Source organism: Streptococcus sp. HF-1907 (genome assembly GCF_015594605.1).
Taxonomy (GTDB): Bacteria; Bacillota; Bacilli; order Lactobacillales; family Streptococcaceae; genus Streptococcus.
Genome location: NZ_JADNQT010000003.1, coordinates 93,019 through 115,879 on the forward strand (window position 1 = coordinate 93,019; position 22,861 = coordinate 115,879).

Sequence of the window (22,861 nt, forward strand, 5' to 3'; positions counted from 1 at the left end):
CTCAATGTCTGTTATTAAAAAACTTACTAAAGCTAGTCATTTGATTGATATGAATGACATTATTCGTGAAGGGAACCCAACGCTTCGTGCGGTGGCTGAAGATGTGACCTTCCCACTATCACTTGAAGAAGAAATTCTTGGGGAAAAAATGATGCAGTTCTTGGTTAACTCTCAAGACCCTGTTATGGCTGAAAAAATGGGCTTGCGCGGTGGTGTTGGTCTCGCTGCACCTCAGTTGGATATCTCAAAACGCATTATCGCTGTTCTGGTGCCAAATCCTGAAGACACAGAAGGCAATCCACCCAAAGAAGCTTACAGTTTACGTGAAGTCATGTACAATCCTAAAGTGGTTGCACACTCTGTTCAAGATGCTGCGCTGTCTGATGGCGAAGGTTGCTTGTCTGTTGACCGCGAAGTGCCTGGCTACGTTGTCCGTCACTCACGCGTGACTGTTGAATACTTTGACAAGACTGGCGAAAAACACCGCATCAAACTCAAGGGCTACAACTCAATCGTCGTTCAACACGAAATCGACCACACCAACGGTATCATGTTCTACGACCGCATCAACAAAGACAATCCATTTGCTATCAAAGATGGCATGTTGATTATTGAATAGTATTGTAAGAGGTTGGGAAAAATTCCTAACCTCTCTTTATTTTGTCTAACGAATCTCAACTATGCGAAGGCGTGGCAAGGAAATCGAAGACTTTATCTTACCCATTTCTGTCACGCTCTCTTATTTTTATCCTCTAATCCAGAAAATACCGCAATTCCAAATGCGGATCAGCTAACTTCAAGGGGCTTTCAAAGGTTTCTAGGATGAGAAAGCGGGTCAGCCCTTGTTCTTTATGATAATGGTCAAGCTGGGCATGAATGGCCTCTTGGCTGATGTGCTGGGCGTGGAGGTGTTGGTACTGCAAGCCTAATATCTGATGTGCCTGAAAATCTGCTATGGGGGACACCCTGAAAGCCAAATACTGATGCAGCTCTTCAGCTTCATAGACGTAGTAGCAGCCCAAGCGGTCAGCATAACGAATGCCCTGCTCTTCAAAATTAGCTAGTTGCTCTCGAACTGCTTGATAGTAAGCCTTTGACAACATATCCCCGTCAAAATCCACCAGGAGAAAATACTCTTCCTGATGCCCCAAATGCCGCTCCTGACTGTGGTCCAAATGTTCTGATAATTGCACCTGCTGATCGAGATTTCTCAGATAATCTCGGTCTTTTTTGAGTTGCTCAGCCTGTCGGTCCAATTCCTGCCCTGCTGCTTTCAGGATAGCCATCATATCAATCTGCTGGTCGTCTATGAGGTACTTGGTGAATTCTTTTAGCGGTAGCCCATAGCTGGCGCAGATTTTGATGATCTGCACATAGGTGATATGCATGTGTGAATAGTAGCGGTAGCCATTTCCCGGATCCACAAAACTGGGGGTTAAAATCCCTATGCTTTCGTAATAGCGGAGCGCCTTGACATGAATATCGGATAGCTTGCTCAACTGCCCGATGGTTAATAAGTGTGAGAAATCTTTCATTTTTGCTTGACCTTACTGTGACGGTATAGTTTATAGTATAAGTATAACAAGGATGACAAGTCCTTACAAGACTAAAGAAACGAGGTCATCATCATGTGCGCTAACCATCAAGAAACAGTGACAAATAAAGACTGTAAGAAACTACCTATCGAGGTTATTCTTTACTTTTCTGGTATTATTATCTTCCTTCTAGGACTTATCCTGCCCCTAAATGCCAGCAGCAAGCAAATCTTATCTACCCTTGCCATGCTGGTCTCAGGCTATCATGTCATGTGGGAGGGCATTGAGGATACCATCAAGGAAAGTCGCAGGCAAAAGCGTTTCATTCCTAACACCCATATCCTCATGACCATGGCTGCTGTCGGTGCTGTGCTTTTGGGGGAAGCTAGTGAAGCTGCCCTCTTGATTTTCATCTTTGCTGGCGCTCATTTTCTGGAAGAATATGTCGAAGGGCGCAGCCAACGTGAAATCACTAAATTACTCGAACTCAATCCAACCGAAGCCCGTCGCTTGACTGCTAATGGCAAGGTGGAAATCGTCACCGTTGACCAACTAGCCATCGGCGACCGCGTGCAAGTCTTAAACGGTGGGCAAATTCCTACTGACGGTCGTATTTTAGAAGGCGAGGCAACTATCGACGAGTCCAATATCAGTGGCGAGTCTATTCCGCGTGAAAAAACTATCGGCGATGACGTTTTCGGTGCCACCATCAACGGCAACACTAGCTTCATCATGGAAGTGACCAAGGACAGCTCCGACACTGTCTTTTCAAAGATTTTGCAACTGGTTGAGAGTTCTCAAAGTCAGCTTTCCCCAACCGCCAGTCGTATTCGGCAAGTGGACCCCTACTATGTTAAGGCTGTGCTCTTGATTTTCATTCTGCTTGTAGCACTTGGTCCTAACCTTCTTGGTTGGAGCTGGGCACACACCTTTGCGACCAGCCTGACCTTTCTCGTCTCTGCCTCACCTTGCGCCCTTGCGGTTTCTGCTGTCCCAGCGACCTTGGCAGGTATTTCCAACCTAGCTAAGCAGGGTGTCCTCTTCAAGGGCGGTAGCTTCCTTGCCAACCTCAGCGACCTCAAAGCCATAGCTTTTGACAAGACGGGCACCTTGACCGAAGGCAAACCTCAAGTGGTTTCTTTTGGTTTTAAAAAGCAGGGCTTGGATGAAGATAAACTTCTGGGGCTCATCGTTGCTATGGAAAAACAATCTAATCACCCACTGGCCCAAGCCATTGTTGACCGTTTTGAAGAAGACAAGGATGAGATTGCAATCACCATCGAAAACCGCTTGGGACAAGGGATCGTGGCTGATTATGAGGGCCACTGCTATCAAATTGGGAAACCAACCAGCTTCGCTTCTATTTCAGAAGAGTGGACAGCCATCAGAACTAAGGAAGAAAGCCTTGGTAGAACCCTTATCTTCGTTGCTATTGATGATGAAGTAGGCGGCTACATTGCCATCCAAGACCGTCCGCAAGCGTCAGCCATGGCTGCCATCGATTACTTCAAATCAGCCGGTGTTAAGACTATCATGATTACCGGCGATGCTGAATTGACCGGACAAGCTATCGGACGCGAGCTAGGAATTGACCACGTTGTCGCAAACGTTATGCCAGAAGACAAGGCACGCGTCATCAAGGAAGAGCAAGAAAGTACCGGCATGATTGCCATGCTGGGAGACGGTGTCAACGATGCACCAGCCCTAGTGACCGCAGATATCGGTATTGCTATGGGGGACGGGACAGATGTCGCCATCGAAACTGCCGATGTCGTTCTCATGCAAAATGACCTCAGCAAACTAGCCCTAGCTCACAAACTCTCAAAACGCCTCAAGGCTAATGTCGCTCAGAACCTCATTTTCTCTCTCCTCGTGGTTATTCTCCTCGTTAGTCTAACTTTCTGGGGAAATCTGTCCGTGCTTGCCAGTGTCACCCTCCATGAGGGGTCTACCTTACTAGTCCTCCTCAACACGCTTCGTCTTTTGAAAAAATAAGGAGAAGAAATTGGCTTGACCCTGCTTCTACATCTTGCTAAAATAAGGGAAAAAGGAGGTCTTGCCATGCGCGATAATCATTTACACACCTATTTTTCCTACGATGCTGACGCCAACTTTGAAGATTACTTGGACCATTTTGACGGCGAAATCGTCACGACCGAACACTTCGACCTGTCAAACCCCTACTCGGGTCAGGATGATGTTCCTAATTATGAGGCTTATTGCAAAAAAATTGCAGAGCTGACTGAGACTTACGGTCCTCGTATCAAAAAAGGGATTGAAATTGGCTACTATCAACCCCGAGAAAATGATATCCTAGCCTATTTGGCTGACAAGGACTTTGACCTCAAACTCCTCTCCGTCCACCACAACGGTGTCAATGACTACCTGGACGACGAAGTGGCTGATATGGATAAATTCGCCGTCATCGAGGAATACCTGCCCATGCTAGAATATGCTATCGGACGCGTTGATGCTCATGTATTAGCCCACTTCGACTATGGCTTTCGCAAATTTGACCTTTCGGTAGAAGAGATGAGTCAGTATGAAGACCAGCTCCGCAGCATTTTCCAAAAAATGATAGACCACAACCTCGCCTTTGAGCTCAACAGCAAGTCCATGTACCTCTACAACCACGAACACCTCTACCACTACGCCTTGGAGTTATTACGAGACCTTGGCTACCAGAAATACTCCATCGGCTCAGACGGACACAAACTCGACCACTTCCGCTTGGAATTCCCACGCATTCAGGCATTGCTAGACGAGTTTGGCATTACGGAGGATATGATTCTTTAGACCAAGTCACTAAACTGTTTGACCACCAGTCTTGCTGGTGGTTTTCTTGTAGGCTTTTTAAGAAAAACTAGCTTATTGATTGCATCAAAGAATTAGTAAGTTCGGCAAGAGCTGAGACAGGCCCCCTAACTTTCTGAGCAAGTCGGTAACAGATGAGACGGACTCCCAAGACTCCCCTAAACTTCTAGGCTAGCTGGAAACAACTGAGACGACTTCCTGCAAGTTTGCGACAACTCGACAACACGTGAGACGGGCTCCTGCAGGCTTGCAGCAACCCGACAACACATGAGACGGCTTCCTGCAAATCTACAGCAGCCTGACAACATGAGAGACGAACTTTCCCACTTAGCAATAAGCCATAAATACACGAAACAGCCGGGGTAGGCTCTCTGACTATCTAGATAACTGATATATTTTATGATTCGGAGAAGGTAGCGCTATCTCTATCCAGAGAAATTTTGTAACTCTATTACGAATAATTTAGTGTAGACCTGTTATGACGCTGGTTCCGAAGTTTCTGATGGGAGGTGATGCTTATGAGAGTAAGTAGCAAATCTATTAGGAAGGAGGAGCATTTTGTCAGCTGAAGTCGTAATGGTTATCATAGCTTTTGTAAGTTTATTACTAGGCTTGCTTAGTTTAATAATCGTTATTATCTTAGCAATCGTGGACAAAAAATAACCGTCAGACAACTTTGACACAGTTCTGACGGTTATTTTTAATCTAAGCACTGTGAACCACTGTTAAGCAGTTCTACAAAGGTGTTGAGTTGGAGCTCAGCACCTTTTTATTATTCTAACAAAATGCTGTCTCACTGTCAAAAATGAGACTAGTACGCATTAACTTTGAGGATATTTCTTCTGTCTAATAATCCGTAATCTCCGCACGGTCGTGGATGTTACTTTGCTTACCTTGGCGGGCTTGTAAGACAGTTTCTACATCATCTAGTGTTACGCCAGTTTCAACCAGCATGACGGCTAGGTGATAGAGAACATCTGCTGTTTCGTTAGCAATTTCGTCCTTGTCTGCATTTTTGGCTGCGATGACAACCTCTGTTGCTTCTTCGCCGACTTTCTTGAGAATTTTATCCAAGCCCTTGTTGTATAGATAGTTGGTATAAGCCCCTTCCTTAGGATTGGCTTTTCGGTCCTGTGCTTCTTTGTATAATGTTTCTAACATAATCGTCCTTTCTAGTCGAGGTCAATAGTATTGAAAAAGCAGGAATAAGCTCCAGTATGGCAGGCAGCTCCTGTTTGAACAACCTCTGCTAAGAGCGTATCTTGGTCGCAATCTGTCTTCAGACTGACCACATCTTGGTAGTGACCGCTGGTTGCACCCTTGTGCCAAATTTCATTGCGGGAGCGGCTCCAGTAGTGCATTTGTTTGGTCTCTTTGGTCAACTGAAATGCTTCCTCATTCATATAGGCCAGCATGAGGACTTGCTTGGTCTCATGGTCGGTCACAATAACAGGAACTAAACCGCCTTGCTTGTCAAAATCTAGTTTGATAGCTGTCATAATCGCACCTCCAAACCTGCTTCTGCCATAGCTTTCTTAGTATCAGCGATAGCAATTTCCCCATAATGGAAAATGGAAGCAGCTAGCGCTCCAGTCGCAGGAGTCTGCTGGAAGACCTCCACCATGTGGTCAATAGTGCCTGCACCACCCGACGCGATGATAGGGACATTAACCACGCTAGCCACGGCATTGAGCATGTCGATGTCAAAGCCCGACTTGGTGCCGTCCTTGTCCATGGAGGTCAAGAGAATCTCGCCAGCTCCAAGGCTCACCGCCTCACGCGCCCACTCAATCAAATCACGCCCCGTATCCTTGCGGCCACCAGCTACATAGACATGCCAAGTGCCGTCTTCTTCCTTGCGGGCATCGATAGCCACCACAACACACTGGCTACCAAACTTCTGCGCGCAATCTGCAATCATCTGGGGATTGGCTAGCGCTGAGGAATTGACAGCCACCTTGTCTGCTCCTGCCTTGAGCATTTTATTCATGTCTTCAACCGTGCGAATACCACCGCCAACTGTAAAAGGAATAAAGACCTGTTCAGCCACGCGCCGCACCATATCGACTGTCGTGTCACGTTCTTCATGCGTTGCGGTAATGTCTAGAAAGACCAGTTCATCACAACCTGCTTCATAATAAGCACGAGCTGAATCCACAGGATCACCGACATCCGTCAGATTGATAAAATTGACGCCCTTAACCACACGCCCATCCTTAACATCCAAGCATGGAATAATTCGTTTTTTAAACATGACTAGCCTCCAAACGCCTTCAACTCTGCCAAGCTGATATTACCATTGTAGTAGGCTTTACCAATAATGGTACCCGCTAGGTCAAGTTGGCTGAGCTCTTCAAGGTCACGACTGCTTGCGATTCCACCAGAAGCAATGACCTTGGCTGTGGTCAATTTTTCTGTCAAGAGCTTGTAGTGTTCAATATTTGGTCCAGTCAGAGTGCCATCACGGTCAACATCTGTGTAGACAAAGAGTGTGACACCCATTTTTTCCATTTCTTTGGCCAAGCTGATGTAGTCAACTGTACTGGTTTCCAGCCAGCCTTCTGTTGCCACATAGCCATTTTTGGCATCAATACCGACCACAATCTTGTCTGCTCCAAACTGCTCCAGCGCAGCTTTAACAAAAGCTGGATTTTTGACTGCCATGGATCCGATAATAACACGGTCAATGCCAACCGCAAGGTAATCCGCAATCTGCTCCAGCGTGCGAATGCCGCCGCCGACCTCAACGCCGAGACCCGTCGCCACCTTGAGCGTCGCAATTAAATCGCGGTTAGTAGCACAACCGTCCAGCGCACCATCTAAGTCCACCACGTGAATGAAATCAATCCCTGCATCCTTGAAAATGCGAGCCTGTTCTAAAACGTCAGGATTGACCACTGTTTTCTGGGCAAAGTCACCTTTAAAGAGACGAACCGCCTGACCATCCTTAATATCAATTGCTGGAAGAATTTGCATAAACCACCTCCGAAAATGCTTTTAGAATGCCTAAGCCAACCTCACCAGATTTTTCAGGGTGAAATTGAGCGCCGAAGACCTTATCCTTATGAATCATGGCTGGCACCGCTAGGCTGTAATCTGCTGTCACGTCGATAAATTCCTGCGGAACATCTGTGAAGTAAGAATGAACAAAGTAGACCGACTGACCGTCAAGACCAGCTGTCAATTCTGTTTCTTGCGCCACTTTCAAATCATTCCAACCCATGTGAGGCACTGGGTAGCCGGCCTTGGCTTCAATAGGACGGCAGACACCTGGAATGAGCTCCAGACCTGCTGTCTTACCGTATTCTAAACCAGTTTCCACCAAGATTTGCATACCTAGGCAGATGCCTAAGAGGGGCGTCTCCGCTGCCGCTGCTTGCTTGATGACAGGCACCAAACCTCGTTTGTCCAGCTCTGCCATTGCGCTTGCAAAAGCGCCCACACCCGGCAAAATCAAGCCATCTGCCTGAGCGATAACCTCAGCATCCGCCGACAAGACCGCCTCCAAGCCAATTTGTCTCAGCGCCCGCAGGACATTTGCCGTGTTCCCCGCGTCGTAATCAATCACCACAATCTTCATATCAGAGCATCCCTTTGGTTGAGTTAACACCATGAATCTCAGGGTTTAGGGTAATGGCTTCGCGGAGGGCCCGACCAGTTGCTTTAAAGAGAGATTCAGACTTGTGATGATTATTTTTCCCATGAAGAATCTTCAAATGCAGATTCATCTGAACATTGAAAGCAAGGGCTTGGAAGAATTCTTCCACCAACTCCGTATCAAAATTGCCTAGGGTCGGATTGGTAAAATCGCAGTCAAAGACTAAATAGCTACGTCCAGATAGGTCAAGACTAGCCATACCAAGCGTTTCATCCATAGGTACAAAAGCAGTCCCGTAGCGGTTGATACCAGCCTTGTCTCCGAGGGCTTCCTTGATAGCCTGCCCAAGAACAATGCCCACATCTTCCACCGTGTGGTGGCTGTCTACCCAAAGGTCACCGTCCGCCTTCACCACAAGGGAAATGCGAGAGTGGCGTGCAAAAAGGGTCAACATGTGGTCAAAAAAGCCGACCCCAGTTTGAATGTCAACAGGCTCTTGCGCATCCAAGTTGAGCGAGAGCTTGATTTTTGTTTCGTAAGTGTTTCGTTCGATTGATGCTTGTCTCATGTTAGTCCTCGTTTCTGACTTCAATAGCCTTGGCGTGGGCTTGCAAACCTTCTGCGTAGGCTAGGGTTGTGATGTCTTTTTCTGATGCGTTGATGGCTGCCTTGCTGTATTGGGTGTACTGGATGCGTTTGACGAAGTCGTGCACACCTAGAGCTGATGAGAAGCGGCTGGTCGCTGTTGTCGGAAGGACATGGTTGGCACCCGCATAGTAGTCTCCGATTGGTTCACTGGTGTAGTGCCCAAGGAAAATTGAACCTGCATTTTCCACCTTGTCCAAGTAGTCATAGGCATTTTCCATAGCGATTTCCAAGTGTTCTGGGGCGACTTGATTCATGAGATCAAACATACTGTCCGCATCTGGTGCGATGATGACACGTCCATTATTTTCCACAGACGCACGCGCGATTTCTTGACGAGGAAGGTCCAAAAGTTGGCGGTCAATTTCAGCTTCTACTTGCTCTGCCAATTCTTCCGAATCTGTTACCAAAATAGCTCGCGCTCTTTTATCGTGTTCAGCCTGAGACAAGAGGTCAGCTGCAACATACTTAGGAATGGCAGAGCTGTCAGCGATAACGCCAATCTCTGAAGGTCCCGCAATCATGTCGATACCGACCAGTCCATAGACCTGCTTCTTGGCTGTCGCTACAAAGATATTACCAGGTCCAGTGATTTTATCGACTTTGGGAATAGTCTCTGTGCCGTAAGCTAGCGCTGCAACCCCTTGAGCGCCACCAACTTGGTAAATCTTGTCCACACCAGCAAGTTTTGCCGCAACTAAGATAGCTGGCACAAATGTGTCCTGCGGTGGTGTGATCATAATGATTTCCTTGACACCCGCAATCTTGGCTGGAATAACATTCATGAGGACAGATGACGGATAAGCTGCCGTTCCACCTGGAACATAAACCCCCACACGCTCGATAGGACGAATCATTTGTCCACGGATGACCCCGTCAGAAGGTTGGTCTTCAAATCCAGTCTCCAACTGCTGGCGGTGATAAGATTCGATATTAGCCTTGGCATTTTCAAGGGCTGACAAGACTGCTGGATCCACATTTTCAAACGCTTGGTCAATCAAATCCTGACCCACTTCAAAGTCAGTCAAATCAATGCCATCAAACCGCTTGCTGTATTCACGCAAAGCTTCATCACCACGAGTCTTAACCGCCTCGATAATGTCACGCACGATTGCTTCGACATCTTCATTTTGACGGCTGAGTTCCAGCTGTTCTTGCGCCAAAATGGCTGAAATTTCTTGGTTTGTTCCACTTAATCGCTTCATTTGAAAGCCACCTCTCTATCTCCCACTAAGCCCTCCAAAGTCTTAATGAAAGTCAAAACTGCTGCATTATTTTTCAGCGCAGCCTTATTGACAATAAGCCGAGCTGAAATCCGACAAATATCTTCGTAAACTTCTAGACCGTTAGCCACAAGGGTTGAGCCAGTCTCCACGATGTCGACAATGGCATCCGCTAGCCCGATGACAGGCGCAATCTCAACCGACCCTTGGATGGAAATAATTTCCACATCCTCACCCTTCTGAGCAAAGTGATTTTTTGCCACGGTCGGGTATTTGGTAGCAATGCGCTTGCGCTTATGGTCAGACGAGTCATAGTCAGCAGTTGAAGCCACCGCAAATTTACAAAGACCAAAATTCAAATCCAACATTTCAAGATAGCCCGTCGGATGTTCGATGAGGACATCTTTACCGACTACTCCCAAGTCAGCCACCCCATGACGCACATAGGTGGTCACATCAGGAGCCTTGACCAAGAGAAATCGAAATTTGCCGTCTGGGCTATCAAAAATCAAATGACGCCCCTTATCTGCCATGAAAGTCATGTCAAAACCAGCTTTTTCCAACAAGTCAATCGTCGATTTTTCAATCCGCCCTTTAGTCAGAGCGATAGTTACTGGCTTAGTCATGCGCCACCTCACTTTCAAAACTATCATGCACCGCTTGATAGACCGAGTCAATATCAATAGCCCAACCAACAGCTGTCAATTCCTTGGCACCAAAACGTTCAAAGAGCTCGTCATAACGCCCACCTGAAACAAAGGCATCAGACACCTTGTCGCCAAAGACCTTAAACATAAGCCCAGTGTAGTAGGGCACCGTTGGTAATTGCCCCAAATCAAGCGTTATCTTAGGCAGACGGTCACCCAAGCGTAAGATGGTCAATTCCAAATCAGAAAGTGCCGATAAAATACCTTGATGATTGATAAGCTTGTGCGCCTGCTCCAGTACTTCTTTCCAATCGCCGAACAAGAAAGGAAGCTGACTGATAAAACCATCAAATTCACTTGGATGTGCCAAGGTAAATTCCTTGAGTCTGGTAATATTCTTCTCCAAAATGGCTTCTCTCAGAAGAACTCTCTCTTGCTTGGACAAGTTCAAACTTTCAAAAATCGTTTGTAGTACAGCTGCATGCGATAATTCAAAACTGTAATGCCCAACCTTGGCTGTTATCAAAGCTTCATTGGCTGATACCAAGGCTTCCTCAACCGCTTCTTGGACTGGGAAACCAACGATTTCAACACCGGCTTGACTGTGTTCGTTAGTCAAACCACGCATTTCTTCATTGTAGTGAAAGACTTTTCCAGAATATGAAAATGTAACTGGTGTCTCCACTCGTGTTGAAGCAATGACACGTCCGATTTGACTCGTAATATCAGGACGCAAGCTCAACAATTGTCCCTCATGGTCAAAAAGATTGTAATTGTCTGGCACCACTTGGTCAGAAAAGACCTCAAAGTGCTCCAAAGTTGGCGTCTCAATGCGATTAAAGCCCTTCTCCATGAGCAAATCGCTGATAGCATGCTCAATCTTGTAAGTCACCCGCGCTCGCTTAAATAATTTATCATGCATGCCCTGAGGCAAGGTCGTCTTCTTCATCAGCAAATCCCTCCAATTTCTGCTAATACCTCTTCCATTTCCGCCTGCGTCCCGATGGAGATGCGGAGGTAGTCCTTAAGTCTCACCACCTTTGAAAAGTAGCGGACATAGATTTCTTTTTCTTCTAATTTTTGGAACAAATAGCTGGCGCTAACTGTCTGAGGCTTAGCCAAGACAAAGTTGGTCCGGCTCGGTAAGACCTCAAAGCCCAAGTCTAATAATCCCTGTGCGAACCAATCACGTGTTGCCATGATTTGCTGACAAGTCCCCTCATAGTATTCCCAATCCTCCACGGCAACTGTAGCCAACTTTTCAGCAAGTGCATCAACATTATAAGGATTGACAGAGTTCTTGATAGCATTGATGACCGCCATGAGCTTAGGGCTGCCGATACCATAACCAACCCGCAAACCAGCAAGAGCAGCATCTTTTGAGAAAGTACGCGTGATGAAGAGATTATCGTATTTATCAATCAAAGGCAAAGCTGTCTGCCCGCCAAAATTGATGTAGGCCTCATCCACAACCACCACTACGTCCCGATTAGCTTGAATGATTTTTTCAATCTCATCTAAGGGCTTGAAGATGCCTGTCGGAGCATTAGGATTTGTAAGGACTATGCCACCATTATCCGCAATATAGTCCGCCACTTTAATCTCAAATTGCTCATTAAGCGGGATTTCATGATAATTGATGTGATAAAGGTCTGCCCAAACCTTATAAAAACCGTAAGTCAAGTCTGGGAAGAGCACTGGTAAGTCATCATTGAAGAAAGCAAGAAAGGCCATAGATAAGATGTCATCTGAACCATTTCCGACGATGATTTGGTCTGCTGGAACTTGAAGCTGCTTAGATAATGCCTCACGGAGCGCAGCTTGGTCTAGGCTTGAATATTTGCGCAAGCTATTACCATCAAAATGGGCTAAGGCCTCTAAAACCTTAGGGCTTGGGCAGTAAGCATTTTCGTTGGTATTCAATTTAATCATCTTGTCGCCTTGGGGCTGAGCACCCGCTACGTAGGCATCAATTTGTCGTAGTCCTCTTATCATAGCTAGTCCTTCCTAATCTTTGAGAGTATTAAAAATCCTCGCAAAAAATAACTTTTTGCAAGGACGTTTAAAACGTGGTTCCACCTTAATTTAGAGTGACTGTCACCAGACACTCTCTCATGAAGTACGTGACTTCGGGTCATTAACGGAACCACCCGTCGCAGACTAATCAGTCGCCCTTTCGCCTGCGCACTCAAGAATGTGTCGTTTAAGGATTGCACACTATCTCACCCCTAGGCGCTCTCTGTCTGTTGTCTTAAACTTTTTCTCTCAACGTTTTCTGTATTGGAATTATTGTAAACAAAAAAAATGGATTTGGCAAGTGAAAATTGAGTGTTTTATCAAAATGTTCAAAATTATCTGATAGCATTAACTATTATACCTATTTTTAGGCAACATAAAACGCCCCTTTGATGGATGAGGGAGCGTCTCTTGTTTGAAAAGTTATTAGGAATATTTTATAAATTAGGAGTTTAATATATTTAGAAATTAGTTAAATAGTTTGAAACGGTCTTCGTCAGCCATGTATTCTTTGTCATCAGCTGGTGCTTCGATTGAACCAAAGTTCAATTGACCACGGAGTTTCCAGTTAACTGGAACACCGTATTTAGCTGCTACTGATGCATCGATGACTGGGTTGTAGTGTTGCAAGTTTGCGCCAAGACCTAGGTCAGCTGAAAGCGCAGTCCAAGTGTTCACTGAAACGATACCAGTTGATTGTTCTGACCAGAATGGGAAGTTTTCAGCGTACAATGGGAAGTTTTCTTGGAGACCTTTAACAACATCTTGGTCTTCGAAGAAAAGAACAGTACCTTTAGCAGCACCGAAGCTTGCCAACTTAGCTTTAGTTCCTTCGATAGCTTCTGCAGGAACACCTTGTTTTTTCATTGTAGCTTCAAGATCTGTTGCTACCAATTCATTCCAGAATGCTGATACTTCATCGTCCAAAAGGATAACAGCACGTGAGCTTTGGCTGTTGAATGATGATGGTGATTCACGAACAACTTCCTTGATAAGGGCAACGATTTGATCGTTTGATGCGTCAACATTACGGCCTAGTGCGTAGATTGAGCGACGGTTTTTCAATGCTTCTACAAATGACATGTGGTTAGTCTCCTTAAAATAATTATATTAACACTATATAGTAGTATATTAGTAAAAGAGTAAGCATTCAAGTGATATGCTCACTAAAGAATGCTTTTCTCAGATTATTTTACAGCTGCCAATACTGCTGCTGCTTGTTTGTTGAGGCTGTCAAGGACTTCGTCAGTTGGTACGTATTGACCATCTGCCCAAGCTGAATCGTTGATTTTAGCCAAAGTCAATTCGTCCACAAAGTTTGTACGGATGAATGGCAACAAGTCACGGTAGATAGCTGCTGCTTGCTCTTGACCACCACCTGCAAGAAGTGAAACTGTTGTTACTTTTGAGTCAATAGCTGATTTACCAGTTGTATCTGAAAGGTCCTCCGCACGTGATAACCAGTCAAGCAAGTTCTTCACTGTACCTGGGATTGAGAAGTTGTAAACTGGTGAGAAAATCCAGATAGCATCTGCAGCCTTAACAGCATCGCGAACGGCTTGAACAGCAGGAAGTACTGGTGTTTCAAGGTCTTGATTCATCAATGGCACTTCTTTCCAATCAAGGTAAGTAACGTTTGCTTTACCTTCAAGAACTTTTTCTGCTTGTTGAGCCATTTGGTGGTTGAATGATCCTTCACGAAGTGATCCGACTACAAATAATACGTTTTTCATTGGTTGTTCCTCTTCTTTTTTAAAGATATTTTTTAGTGATGTCCAGAATGACATGGCGTTCCTCTTTCTAAAGTTGCGCTGTTAGTTAAGTTTTTGTATTTTTATTTTATACATCTCTCAGCTACATGCTCTAGTATATTACTATATCGTAATAATATCAATTGGAATGCTCAGAGATTTTTAAATTTTTTTAGAAGCTCAATCAACTGCTCTTGTTCTTGCTCAGTTAGAACTGAAAAAGCTTCTTCCACGCGCTCAATATGGTCAGGAAGTGCCGAATCAATAACGGCTTTTCCTTGGTCTGTCAGACTTACCATAAAAGCACGACGGTCGTTAGGACAGGCTTCACGGGTAATCAAGCCCTTTTTCTCCATATTCTTAATGACAACCGTCATGTTGCCTGACGTTGCTAACATGCTATTGATGAGTTCGCCAATTTTCATTGACCCTTTGGCATTAAGCACATCGAGAACGCCAAACTGAGTCGCTGTTAGATTGTGAGGGCCATACGATTCTGAAACTTTATTGTCAATAGTACGAAATGCCTTGCGCATAACAACCATTGATTTTACTGCTGCATTCTTAAATTCTGCCATTCAGCCTCCTTGGTCGTGTCTTTTATTGCTGTTATTATTTTATCACTAGTTAGTTGTATTTTCAAGCCATAAGCAAAAATATCTCTGCCTGAGAGCAAGCAGAGATTTATCCTTTAAAAGAAATCATCAAACAGACTGAGCTGATTATCCTCTGGAAGATTGCCGAGAATGCCCATCTCATCCATTTTATCAACCAAGGTCGCTGAAACGCCACCACGTTTACGAAGTTCCATCTTAGATAGGAATTCGCCTTCTTCACGCGCAGCGACAATCTGCTTAGCAACGTTTTCCCCAAGTCCATCCATAGCAATGAATGGCGGGATGAGGGTGTCGCCATCAATGAGAAATTCGACCGCATCACTGCGATACAAATCAAGTTTGCCAAATTTGAAGCCACGCTCTAGCATTTCATTGACAATTTCGAGTGTCGTAAAGAGGTCAATTTCCACGTTAGAGGCTTCATTGCGATGGCGTTTTTCGGTAATATCTGCTATACGCGCCTTAACCGCTTCAAGACCTGCGCACATGGTGCTCAACTCAAAGGCTTTGGCACGGATGGAGAAGTAAGCGCAGTAATAATAAATCGGATGATGCACCTTGAAGTAAGCCACACGAAGGGCCATGAGAACATAGGCTGCCGCATGGGCTTTTGGAAACATGTACTTGATTTTTCCACAGGACTCAATGTACCAATCAGGCACGTTATTGTCGCGCATAGCTTGGATGTAGCCGTTGCGTTCGTCCTCAGAAATCTTGAGCCAAGCCCCTTTACGCACACGTTCCATGATGGTGAAGGCCATCTTAGGCTCCAGACCCGCATGCATGAGGTAAACCATAATGTCATCACGACAGCCGATAACGGTCGATAGGGTGGCAATACCTTCCTTGATTAAATCTTGGGCATTACCAAGCCACACGTCCGTTCCGTGGGATAGTCCTGACAATTGCAGGAGCTCCGCAAAAGTTGTCGGATGGGTTTCATTGACCATTCCGCGAACAAAATTAGTCCCAAACTCAGGAATTCCAAGCATACCAGTTGGTGTGCCAATTTGTTCCTCAGTCACACCGAGCACTTCGGTGCCAGAGAAGAGCGCCATAACATCAGGGTCATCAGCTGGAATGGCTTTAGGGTCAATCCCAGACAAATCCTGCAACTTACGAATCATAGTCGGGTCATCATGTCCCAGAATATCAAGTTTCAAGACGTTTTCATCAATATCGTGGAAGTTGAAGTGGGTAGTCTGCCAAGCAGCCGTCACATCATCGGCGGGATATTGCACCGGCGTGAAATCATAAACATCCATGTAGTTTGGAATAACAACGATACCACCAGGGTGCTGACCAGTATTGCGTTTGACGCCTGCGGCTCCCATGGCTAAGCGCTCAACCTCAGCATCGTTGTAAAACTTATTGTAGTCACGTTCGTAACCTTTGACGAATCCAAAGGCTGTTTTTTCAGCAACCGTACCAACGGTACCCGCACGAAAGGCGTATTCTTCACCAAAAATATCACGAACATCCAAGTGAGCTGACGGTTGGTCATCCCCAGAGAAGTTCAAGTCAATATCGGGAACCTTGTCCCCGTCAAAACCTAGGAAGGTCTCGAAAGGAATATCTTGCCCATCCTTGGTATATCGTGTACCACACTCAGGACAGTCTTTATCAGGCAAATCATAACCTGAACCGACTGAGCCGTCTGTGATAAATTCGCTGTGCTGACAGTTTGGACAGACATAGTGAGGTGACAGAGGATTAACCTCGGTAATCCCAATCATGGTTGCCACAAAACTAGACCCAACAGATCCACGCGAACCAACCAAGTAGCCCCGCTTATTAGACCGTTGCACCAGCATTTGCGACGCTAAATAAATCACGGCGAAGCCATTACCAAGAATGGACGAGAGCTCACGTTCGATTCGACGGTCCACCAAGTCAGGTAGGGGATTGCCATAAATCTCGAAAGCTTTTTGATAGGTCATCTCGGCAACCTTTTCCTCCGAATGGTCGATGAAAGGCGTGTAGAGGTCTTTTTTAACCACTTCTACATCCTCAAAACGCTCAGCGAAAGCTTGGGTATTGGTCACAACCAGTTCATAAGCCAAGTCTTCACCTAAAAATGAAAACTCGTCAATCATCTCATTGGTCGTGCGGAAATGTGCTTTAGGTAGCGGCGCCGGTTGAGCACCTTCGCCACGACCGATAGTTCGGTTAATCATGGCACCTTGTCCAAGACTGCGGACAATGATTTCCCGATAGATTTCTTGTTCTGGTTCGATGTAATGGACATTTCCAGTCGCAAGGACTGGCTTATTGAGACGGCGCCCGACTTCTATCAAATCTCGGATGACTTGCTGAATGCCCGCCTCGTCCTTGATTGTTCCCTGCGCTAGCAATGGCACATAGATAGCTGGAGGCATGACTTCGATAAAATCGTAATACTCCGCCACTTGAACAGCCTTGTCGATACCACTTGTAATGACCGCGTCAAAGACTTCACCCTCCGAACAAGCTGTTCCTAAAAGAAGTCCCTCGCGATACTCATTCAAGACAGAACGCGGAATACGGGGCACACCTGCGAAATACTTGACATTAGACAGGCTGACCAGTTTGAAAATATTTTTGAGCCCAGTCTGGTTTTGCACATAAATGGTCGCATGCTTGACACGCGCTTTTTGGTAAGAATCCGATGCAATCAATCTGTCATTCAAATCAGCAAGGTTGTTGATACCACGATTCTCACGCGCTTCTTTCAAGAAAATAAAGAGCAGGCGCCCTGTCGCCTCGGCATCGTAATTGGCCATGTGGTGGTGTTCCAAAGACACTTGGAAACGCTTGGTCAAAGGTCCCAAACCATGACGTTTAAACTGCGGATAAAGGTTGCGGGCAAATTCCAGCGTGTCAATGACTGGCTGCATGATGAGGGGCAGATGGTGCCGCTCGTAATTAGCATTCATGAAGCCCACGTCAAAAGGCGAGTTGTGGGCAACTAGGATGGTCCCTTCGCAAAAGGCTTGAAATTCTTGGAGGACTTGTAAAATGGGCTTGGCGCCACGCACATGATTGTCGGTAATCCCCGTCAATTCAGTTGTAAAGGCAGACAGCGGATGCCCTGGATCAATAAATTCATCAAACTGTTCAACAATATTGCCCTTATACATCTTAGACGCCGCAATCTGAATCAGGTCGTTGTTGACTGCAGAAAGTCCTGTCGTTTCCACGTCAAAAACCACATAGGTCGCTTCGTGCAAGTCCATGTCCTTGGTATTGTAAGCAATCGGAGACTTGTCCTCAACGATATTAGCTTCCAAACCAAAGATAGCCTTGATACCAGCCTTGCGAGCTCTGTGATAACCGTGTGGGAAGCTCTGCACATTGCCATGGTCAGTGATAGCAATAGCTGGATGTCCCCACTTGGCTGCTGTGTCAATCAAGTCTTCAACAGTCGGCAGGGCATCCATAGCGGACATGTTGGTGTGAGCATGAAACTCAACCCGCTTTTGCCCTTCTGGCATGAGGTCCTTGCGCTCATGGTGAACAATGGTCTTGACATCCTGAACATTCATGGTCAAGGTCTTGGTCCACTGGTTATTTTCGATATTTCCACGCACGCGTAACCAAGCACCCTTGGTAATCATGTCGTATTTTTTCAGTTCTTCGTCGTCCTTAGCCCATTTTTGCAGAGCAAAGGATGAAGTGTAGTCGGTCATCTTGAAGTTGATGATATGGCGACCAGTTCGGGTGGTCTTGCGCTCAACATTAAAGACCATCCCCTCAAAGACGATGCGGTTTTCTTCCATGGTGACCTCGACCATGGGTGTGATTTCAGCTTTTTCAAAGCCAGCTTGGCGTTGTTTGGCACGTTCTTTGAAGTCGTAGGCTGGTTGCGGTGCTTCTTCTGGCGGTGGCATGGAAGCTTCCAAGGACTTCTGCGCCTCGATAGCCTGCACTGCTTCTTGGTTGGCTTTTTCGATAATCTGCTCGCGCTTGGCATCGTAGGACTCTTTCATTTCCTGCGTTTTGACCTGGTCTGAAACTATGTCGATAGCTAGCTTGCCAAAACCAAACTGGCGCATCTGCTCTGCCAGATTTGGCAAATGATTCTTACGAAAATGGTCGTTATTGACAAATTGCGGTGCTGCAATCAGCAATTTCTCCCCATCATAAGAAACGGACAGGTTGGCAAAAGAGGACTTGAAGCTGGCGCTGTTGCAAGGAGCGTGCTCAAAAGCTTCTTGATAGTAAGCAGAAATAAGCTCGTCTGAAAAATCAATGGTCTCAGCCTTGATGTCAAAAGTCGCCTTAATATCAGCCTGCTGGAAGGTCTTGATGAGACGGTAATGCAGCTCGCGATAGTGCTCAATCGGCAAAATCTCTGGGAAAGTAAAGTGAAACTCCCAGTGGCGAGAGACCGAGTGCACCTTGACCTCTAAAATATCAGCAGATGAAAAAGCCCTCGACGTCTTGATGTCAAGCGGCATTTCAATCTGTTCCATAAGTTTTGCAAACAAATCTGACATACTTTTCTCCTGAAATTACTTTCTCTATTTTAGCACAAATTGAAACTTTTGACACTTTTCTCATGTCAGCCGTTAGAAACAGCTCATTATCTTCAAAATTGGTTCTTGATATTTTCCAGCGTAGCAAGTTTATCAGCGATTAACAATCACTGATAAACTACGGTAATCGCTATGGCAACTTACCTAGCTACCTTCGCCTTTTTATTTTTAGGCTCAGGCAGTAACAGTCCGCTGGACTGTTACTCTCTCAAAGATTCCGTTATCAGTGACACTTCCTTGTCACTGATAATACCACTTACTGCGAAAATATCAGGTTTGGCTCACTTTGTTCGCGAAAAAGCTCAGTCGACCCGGAAGTTGGTCCTGCGGAAAACTGGAAAATGGCAGACGACCCCTCGACTGACCTTCACAAAATAGCTCCGACACCATTTTTCAAGTAATTGTTCACAATCAGAATAAAACATCAACGCCCAAGCATGACCTGAGCGTTGATGTTTTATTCTGATTGTGCTTGCGTAGCCCAGGCTTCGTCTTCTGCTAAGGTTGCTGTATCCGTGTAAGTGCCACGGTGACTGTTCCACACAGTCCCACTTGTCGTTGCACTGCTTGTTGCCGCGCTAGCTGTGTCATAAGCAGTCAAATTATAGGTCGCAATGATATTATTTAGCTTAGCCGCATAGTTAGAATCTGTGGCATAAAGTCCTGTCAAGGCTGCCGTAGCATCTTGGTAGGAGCTTGTGTTGGATTTCCAAACGCCCGCATAGGTCGATGAGCTCAAAACAGCCGCGTAATCATAGAGAGACTCGGCATAACTACCGTAAGCACGAAAAGCCGCATCAATTTGGTAGGTATTGCCAGAACCATCGTCCTCCCAAGTCTTCATGGTCACCGAATTGCCATTGTAGTCGCCCTTAATCCCAAAAAGATTATAGTAAGGCGCAGAAGCCAGCTCAGATTGACCGCTATTTGATTCTAAAATAGCTTGCGCCATCAAAACAGAAGCGTAAAGGTCATAAGTTTGACCGATTTGACTAGCTGTTCCAGCGATACTATTGATAAATGAAGCAGTGCTGTCTGTCACTACTTCGGTCTGAGTGTCTGCCCGCGTTGATTGAAATTTAGTAATCAAGGCTGTCGCCCCAATCCCAACAACTGTCATTAGAGACATTACCTGCAAAAGCAGACGACGTTGTTTTTTAGATAATCTTTTCGTCATTTTATGTCTATTTGTCTTGTACATATGTCCATTATATCAGATTTACTATCAAACTGGCTTGAAAATAATTCATCAACGGTCTTTAATCAACTTTAGCATAGGGTAGGAAGATAAGTTTTCTGGTAATAGACAACGACTAGTCATAATCCCACAGAAATAGTTTTGCATTCTTCTATGAATGACAAATAATAATCCGCTAATCAATTTTGTAGCCCTACAGAAACGTTTTGCTGGCTTGCAGGAGGCGGTTGTAGGACTACAATTATAACTTGCAGAGCTGCACAAGCTATTTGGAGGGCTACGGAACTATTTTGCAGACTTGAAAAAGCAATTGTAGGTCTGCATGAGCTTTTCGTAGGGCTACAAATAGTAAGATACTTTTCCATAATCAAATCAGCGCTCTGCTTTTTGCCATAAAAAAGAGAACCAAATCGGTTCTCTAGGGATGTGAAGCTCTTCGCTCACTATTTTTTAGTTAAAATTTCCAATGTTTCAATAAGCGTGTCAGCATGGACTTCGATTGAGTCGCCAGTAGCTTTAATTTTCACTTCGACAATACCTTCTGAAGCTTTTTTACCAACTGTGACGCGGATTGGAAGACCGATGAGGTCGCTGTCTGAGAATTTAGAGCCGACACGTTCGTTGCGGTCGTCTGTCAAGACATCGTAGCCTTTAGCCATCAAATCAGATTCGATTTGAGCGGTTAGGGCTTGTGCTTCGTCGTCTTTGACATTAACGGTAATCAAGTGCACATCAAATGGTGCCAATTCTTCTGGGAAATTGATTCCCCATGAGAAGCGGTAAGCACCTTTTGGTGTTTTTGTCACAAAGAGGCGAGCGTGTTGTTCGATAACGGCTGACAGGATACGGCTAACGCCGATACCATAGCATCCCATAACAATTGGAACAGCTCGACCATTTTCATCAAGAATGGTTGCACCCATGCTATCTGAGTAACGTGTTCCCAATTTGAAGATGTGTCCGATTTCGATACCACGCGCAAATTTAAGTGTTCCCTTACCGTCTGGTGAGATTTCGCCTTCTTTGACTTCGCGAATATCAACGTATTCCGCTGTGAAATCACGTCCTGGATTGACACCAGTCAAGTGGAAACCGTCTTCGTTGGCACCGACAACGACATTAGCAACATCTTGAACCTTGCGGTCAGCAATGATTTTCACGTTTTCTGGCAAATTCACTGGACCGAGCGAACCAAAGTTTGCTCCAAAGACTTTAACAGCTTCTTCTTCGGTTGCTGGTTCAAGGAAGTCAGCAGCCAAGTAGTTTTTCAATTTGACATCGTTAACTTGGTCGTTACCGACAAGTAAAGCAACGACTGGCTCATTGTCTGCCATGAATAGAAGGGTTTTGATGGTTTGTTCTTCTGGAACATTCAAGAAAGCAGAGACTTCATCGATTGATTTGCAGTTTGGTGTTTCAACTTTAGTCACTTCTTCTTGAGTCGCTACTTTAGTTGATGGTTTGTATTCGTTAGTTGCCATTTCAAGGTTGGCAGCGTAGCTTGATTCTGTTGAGTAAGCAATGGTATCTTCACCAGATACCAACCAAGATGATAGCTCAGCTTTGATTTCTTCGATGACATCTTCAGGAATCTCATCAAGTGAAGCGATTGATTTATCAAGAACCAACCAGTGGTTAAGGTCTGTACGAGCTGGTGTAACTGCCATAAATTCTTGACTGTCCTTACCACCCATAGCTCCGCCATCACCGATGATACCCTTGAAATCAAGCCCAGCACGGGTAAAGATAGCTTCATAAGCCTTACGGTAATCTTCGTAAGTCACGTCCAAATCTTCGTAATCTTTATGGAAGCTGTAACCGTCTTTCATGATAAATTCGCGGGTACGTAGAAGTCCGTTACGAGGACGTTTTTCGTCGCGGTATTTAGACTGAATTTGGTAGAGGTTGAGCGGCAATTGTTTGTAAGATTTGACCGCATCACGCACCAAGCTGGTGAAGGTTTCTTCGTGAGTTGGACCCAAGATGAAATCTGATTGGTCGCGGTTTTTGAGTTTGAAGAGGTCATCACCGTAAGTTTCGTAACGACCTGACTCACGCCAGAGGTCAGCTGTCAAAAGGGCTGGCGCCAGCATTTCCACAGCACCAATTTTATCAAACTCTTGACGCATGATGGTCTTGAATTTTTCAATGGTACGGTTAGCCAGTGGAAGATAGGCATAGACACCCGCTGAGACTTGACGAACGTAACCAGCACGCATCATAAGCGCATGGCTGATAACTTGAGCATCGCTTGGCATTTCGCGAAGCGTTGGGATAAGCATTTTAGATTGTTTCATAAT

General features: G+C 45.4%; 20 protein-coding genes. 3 read left to right on the forward strand and 17 right to left on the reverse strand.

Features of this window, described 5'->3' with window-relative positions; all coding sequences use genetic code 11:
- Positions 1–4: 4 nt before the first annotated feature.
- A complete protein-coding gene (gene def, locus IYQ92_RS03325) occupies positions 5–619 on the forward strand; it encodes a peptide deformylase (RefSeq protein ID WP_195675328.1) in 615 nt (204 codons plus the stop codon).
- 133 nt (positions 620–752) lie between these two features.
- Here def and IYQ92_RS03330 read toward each other — a convergent pair whose 3' ends face one another.
- Positions 753–1,535 (reverse strand): MerR family DNA-binding transcriptional regulator, encoded by a 783-nt coding sequence (locus IYQ92_RS03330; RefSeq protein WP_195675329.1) that lies wholly within the window; start codon positions 1,533–1,535, stop codon positions 753–755.
- Positions 1,536–1,628: 93 nt separating this feature from the next.
- On the opposite strand from IYQ92_RS03330, the gene IYQ92_RS03335 reads away from it, so the two are divergent.
- Together IYQ92_RS03335 and IYQ92_RS03340 are read left to right on the forward strand one after the other, a co-directional pair.
- The gene (locus tag IYQ92_RS03335; RefSeq protein ID WP_195675330.1) at positions 1,629–3,530 is read left to right on the forward strand and encodes a heavy metal translocating P-type ATPase; all 1,902 of its coding nucleotides are present in this window, start codon (positions 1,629–1,631) and stop codon (positions 3,528–3,530) included.
- A 66-nt stretch (positions 3,531–3,596) separates the two neighbouring features.
- Positions 3,597–4,331, forward strand: a complete 735-nt coding sequence (locus IYQ92_RS03340) for a PHP domain-containing protein (protein WP_195675331.1) — start codon at positions 3,597–3,599, stop codon at positions 4,329–4,331.
- An 864-nt stretch (positions 4,332–5,195) separates the two neighbouring features.
- On the opposite strand, the gene hisE is transcribed toward IYQ92_RS03340, so the two are convergent.
- The 16 genes from hisE to IYQ92_RS03420 form a co-directional block, all read right to left on the reverse strand.
- Positions 5,196–5,510 carry a phosphoribosyl-ATP diphosphatase gene (gene hisE, locus IYQ92_RS03345; protein WP_195675332.1) on the reverse strand — a complete coding sequence of 105 codons (315 nt, stop codon included), beginning with the start codon at positions 5,508–5,510 and terminating at the stop codon, positions 5,196–5,198.
- A gap of 11 nt (positions 5,511–5,521) precedes the next feature.
- Positions 5,522–5,848 (reverse strand): phosphoribosyl-AMP cyclohydrolase, encoded by a 327-nt coding sequence (gene hisI / locus IYQ92_RS03350; RefSeq protein ID WP_195675333.1) that lies wholly within the window; start codon positions 5,846–5,848, stop codon positions 5,522–5,524.
- On the reverse strand, positions 5,845–6,603 hold the full coding sequence (gene hisF / locus IYQ92_RS03355) for an imidazole glycerol phosphate synthase subunit HisF (RefSeq protein ID WP_195675334.1): 759 nt from the start codon (positions 6,601–6,603) through the stop codon (positions 5,845–5,847). Before hisF ends, hisI begins: the two co-directional genes overlap by 4 nt.
- A gap of 2 nt (positions 6,604–6,605) precedes the next feature.
- Entirely contained in the window at positions 6,606–7,325 is a 720-nt protein-coding gene (gene hisA, locus IYQ92_RS03360) for a 1-(5-phosphoribosyl)-5-[(5-phosphoribosylamino)methylideneamino]imidazole-4-carboxamide isomerase (protein ID WP_195675335.1), read from the reverse strand.
- Positions 7,303–7,929: an imidazole glycerol phosphate synthase subunit HisH gene (hisH, locus tag IYQ92_RS03365; RefSeq protein ID WP_195675336.1), complete on the reverse strand. Its 627-nt coding sequence runs from the start codon at positions 7,927–7,929 to the stop codon at positions 7,303–7,305. The genes hisA and hisH overlap by 23 nt, the downstream gene beginning before the upstream one ends.
- Before the next feature lies 1 nt (position 7,930).
- The gene (hisB, locus tag IYQ92_RS03370) at positions 7,931–8,515 is read right to left on the reverse strand and encodes an imidazoleglycerol-phosphate dehydratase HisB (protein ID WP_195675337.1); all 585 of its coding nucleotides are present in this window, start codon (positions 8,513–8,515) and stop codon (positions 7,931–7,933) included.
- A gap of 1 nt (position 8,516) precedes the next feature.
- Positions 8,517–9,797 carry a histidinol dehydrogenase gene (hisD, locus tag IYQ92_RS03375; protein ID WP_195675338.1) on the reverse strand — a complete coding sequence of 427 codons (1,281 nt, stop codon included), beginning with the start codon at positions 9,795–9,797 and terminating at the stop codon, positions 8,517–8,519.
- Positions 9,794–10,441: an ATP phosphoribosyltransferase gene (gene hisG / locus IYQ92_RS03380; protein WP_195675339.1), complete on the reverse strand. Its 648-nt coding sequence runs from the start codon at positions 10,439–10,441 to the stop codon at positions 9,794–9,796. Before hisG ends, hisD begins: the two co-directional genes overlap by 4 nt.
- Positions 10,434–11,411, reverse strand: coding sequence for an ATP phosphoribosyltransferase regulatory subunit (locus IYQ92_RS03385; protein WP_195675340.1), 978 nt, complete (start codon positions 11,409–11,411; stop codon positions 10,434–10,436). Before IYQ92_RS03385 ends, hisG begins: the two co-directional genes overlap by 8 nt.
- Positions 11,411–12,457, reverse strand: a complete 1,047-nt coding sequence (hisC, locus tag IYQ92_RS03390) for a histidinol-phosphate transaminase (protein ID WP_195675341.1) — start codon at positions 12,455–12,457, stop codon at positions 11,411–11,413. Before hisC ends, IYQ92_RS03385 begins: the two co-directional genes overlap by 1 nt.
- A 489-nt stretch (positions 12,458–12,946) precedes the next feature.
- Positions 12,947–13,561 carry a nitroreductase family protein gene (locus tag IYQ92_RS03395; protein ID WP_195675342.1) on the reverse strand — a complete coding sequence of 205 codons (615 nt, stop codon included), beginning with the start codon at positions 13,559–13,561 and terminating at the stop codon, positions 12,947–12,949.
- Between the two features lie 104 nt (positions 13,562–13,665).
- A complete protein-coding gene (locus IYQ92_RS03400; protein WP_195675343.1) occupies positions 13,666–14,211 on the reverse strand; it encodes an NADPH-dependent FMN reductase in 546 nt (181 codons plus the stop codon).
- Between the two features lie 170 nt (positions 14,212–14,381).
- Positions 14,382–14,807 (reverse strand): MarR family winged helix-turn-helix transcriptional regulator, encoded by a 426-nt coding sequence (locus tag IYQ92_RS03405; protein ID WP_195675344.1) that lies wholly within the window; start codon positions 14,805–14,807, stop codon positions 14,382–14,384.
- Between the two features lie 113 nt (positions 14,808–14,920).
- A complete protein-coding gene (locus IYQ92_RS03410; protein WP_195675345.1) occupies positions 14,921–19,324 on the reverse strand; it encodes a PolC-type DNA polymerase III in 4,404 nt (1,467 codons plus the stop codon).
- Positions 19,325–19,820: 496 nt separating this feature from the next.
- Positions 19,821–20,540 (reverse strand): glycoside hydrolase family 73 protein, encoded by a 720-nt coding sequence (locus IYQ92_RS03415; RefSeq protein ID WP_195675346.1) that lies wholly within the window; start codon positions 20,538–20,540, stop codon positions 19,821–19,823.
- 464 nt (positions 20,541–21,004) lie between these two features.
- Positions 21,005–22,858: a proline--tRNA ligase gene (locus IYQ92_RS03420; protein ID WP_195675347.1), complete on the reverse strand. Its 1,854-nt coding sequence runs from the start codon at positions 22,856–22,858 to the stop codon at positions 21,005–21,007.
- Positions 22,859–22,861: the final 3 nt, after the last annotated feature.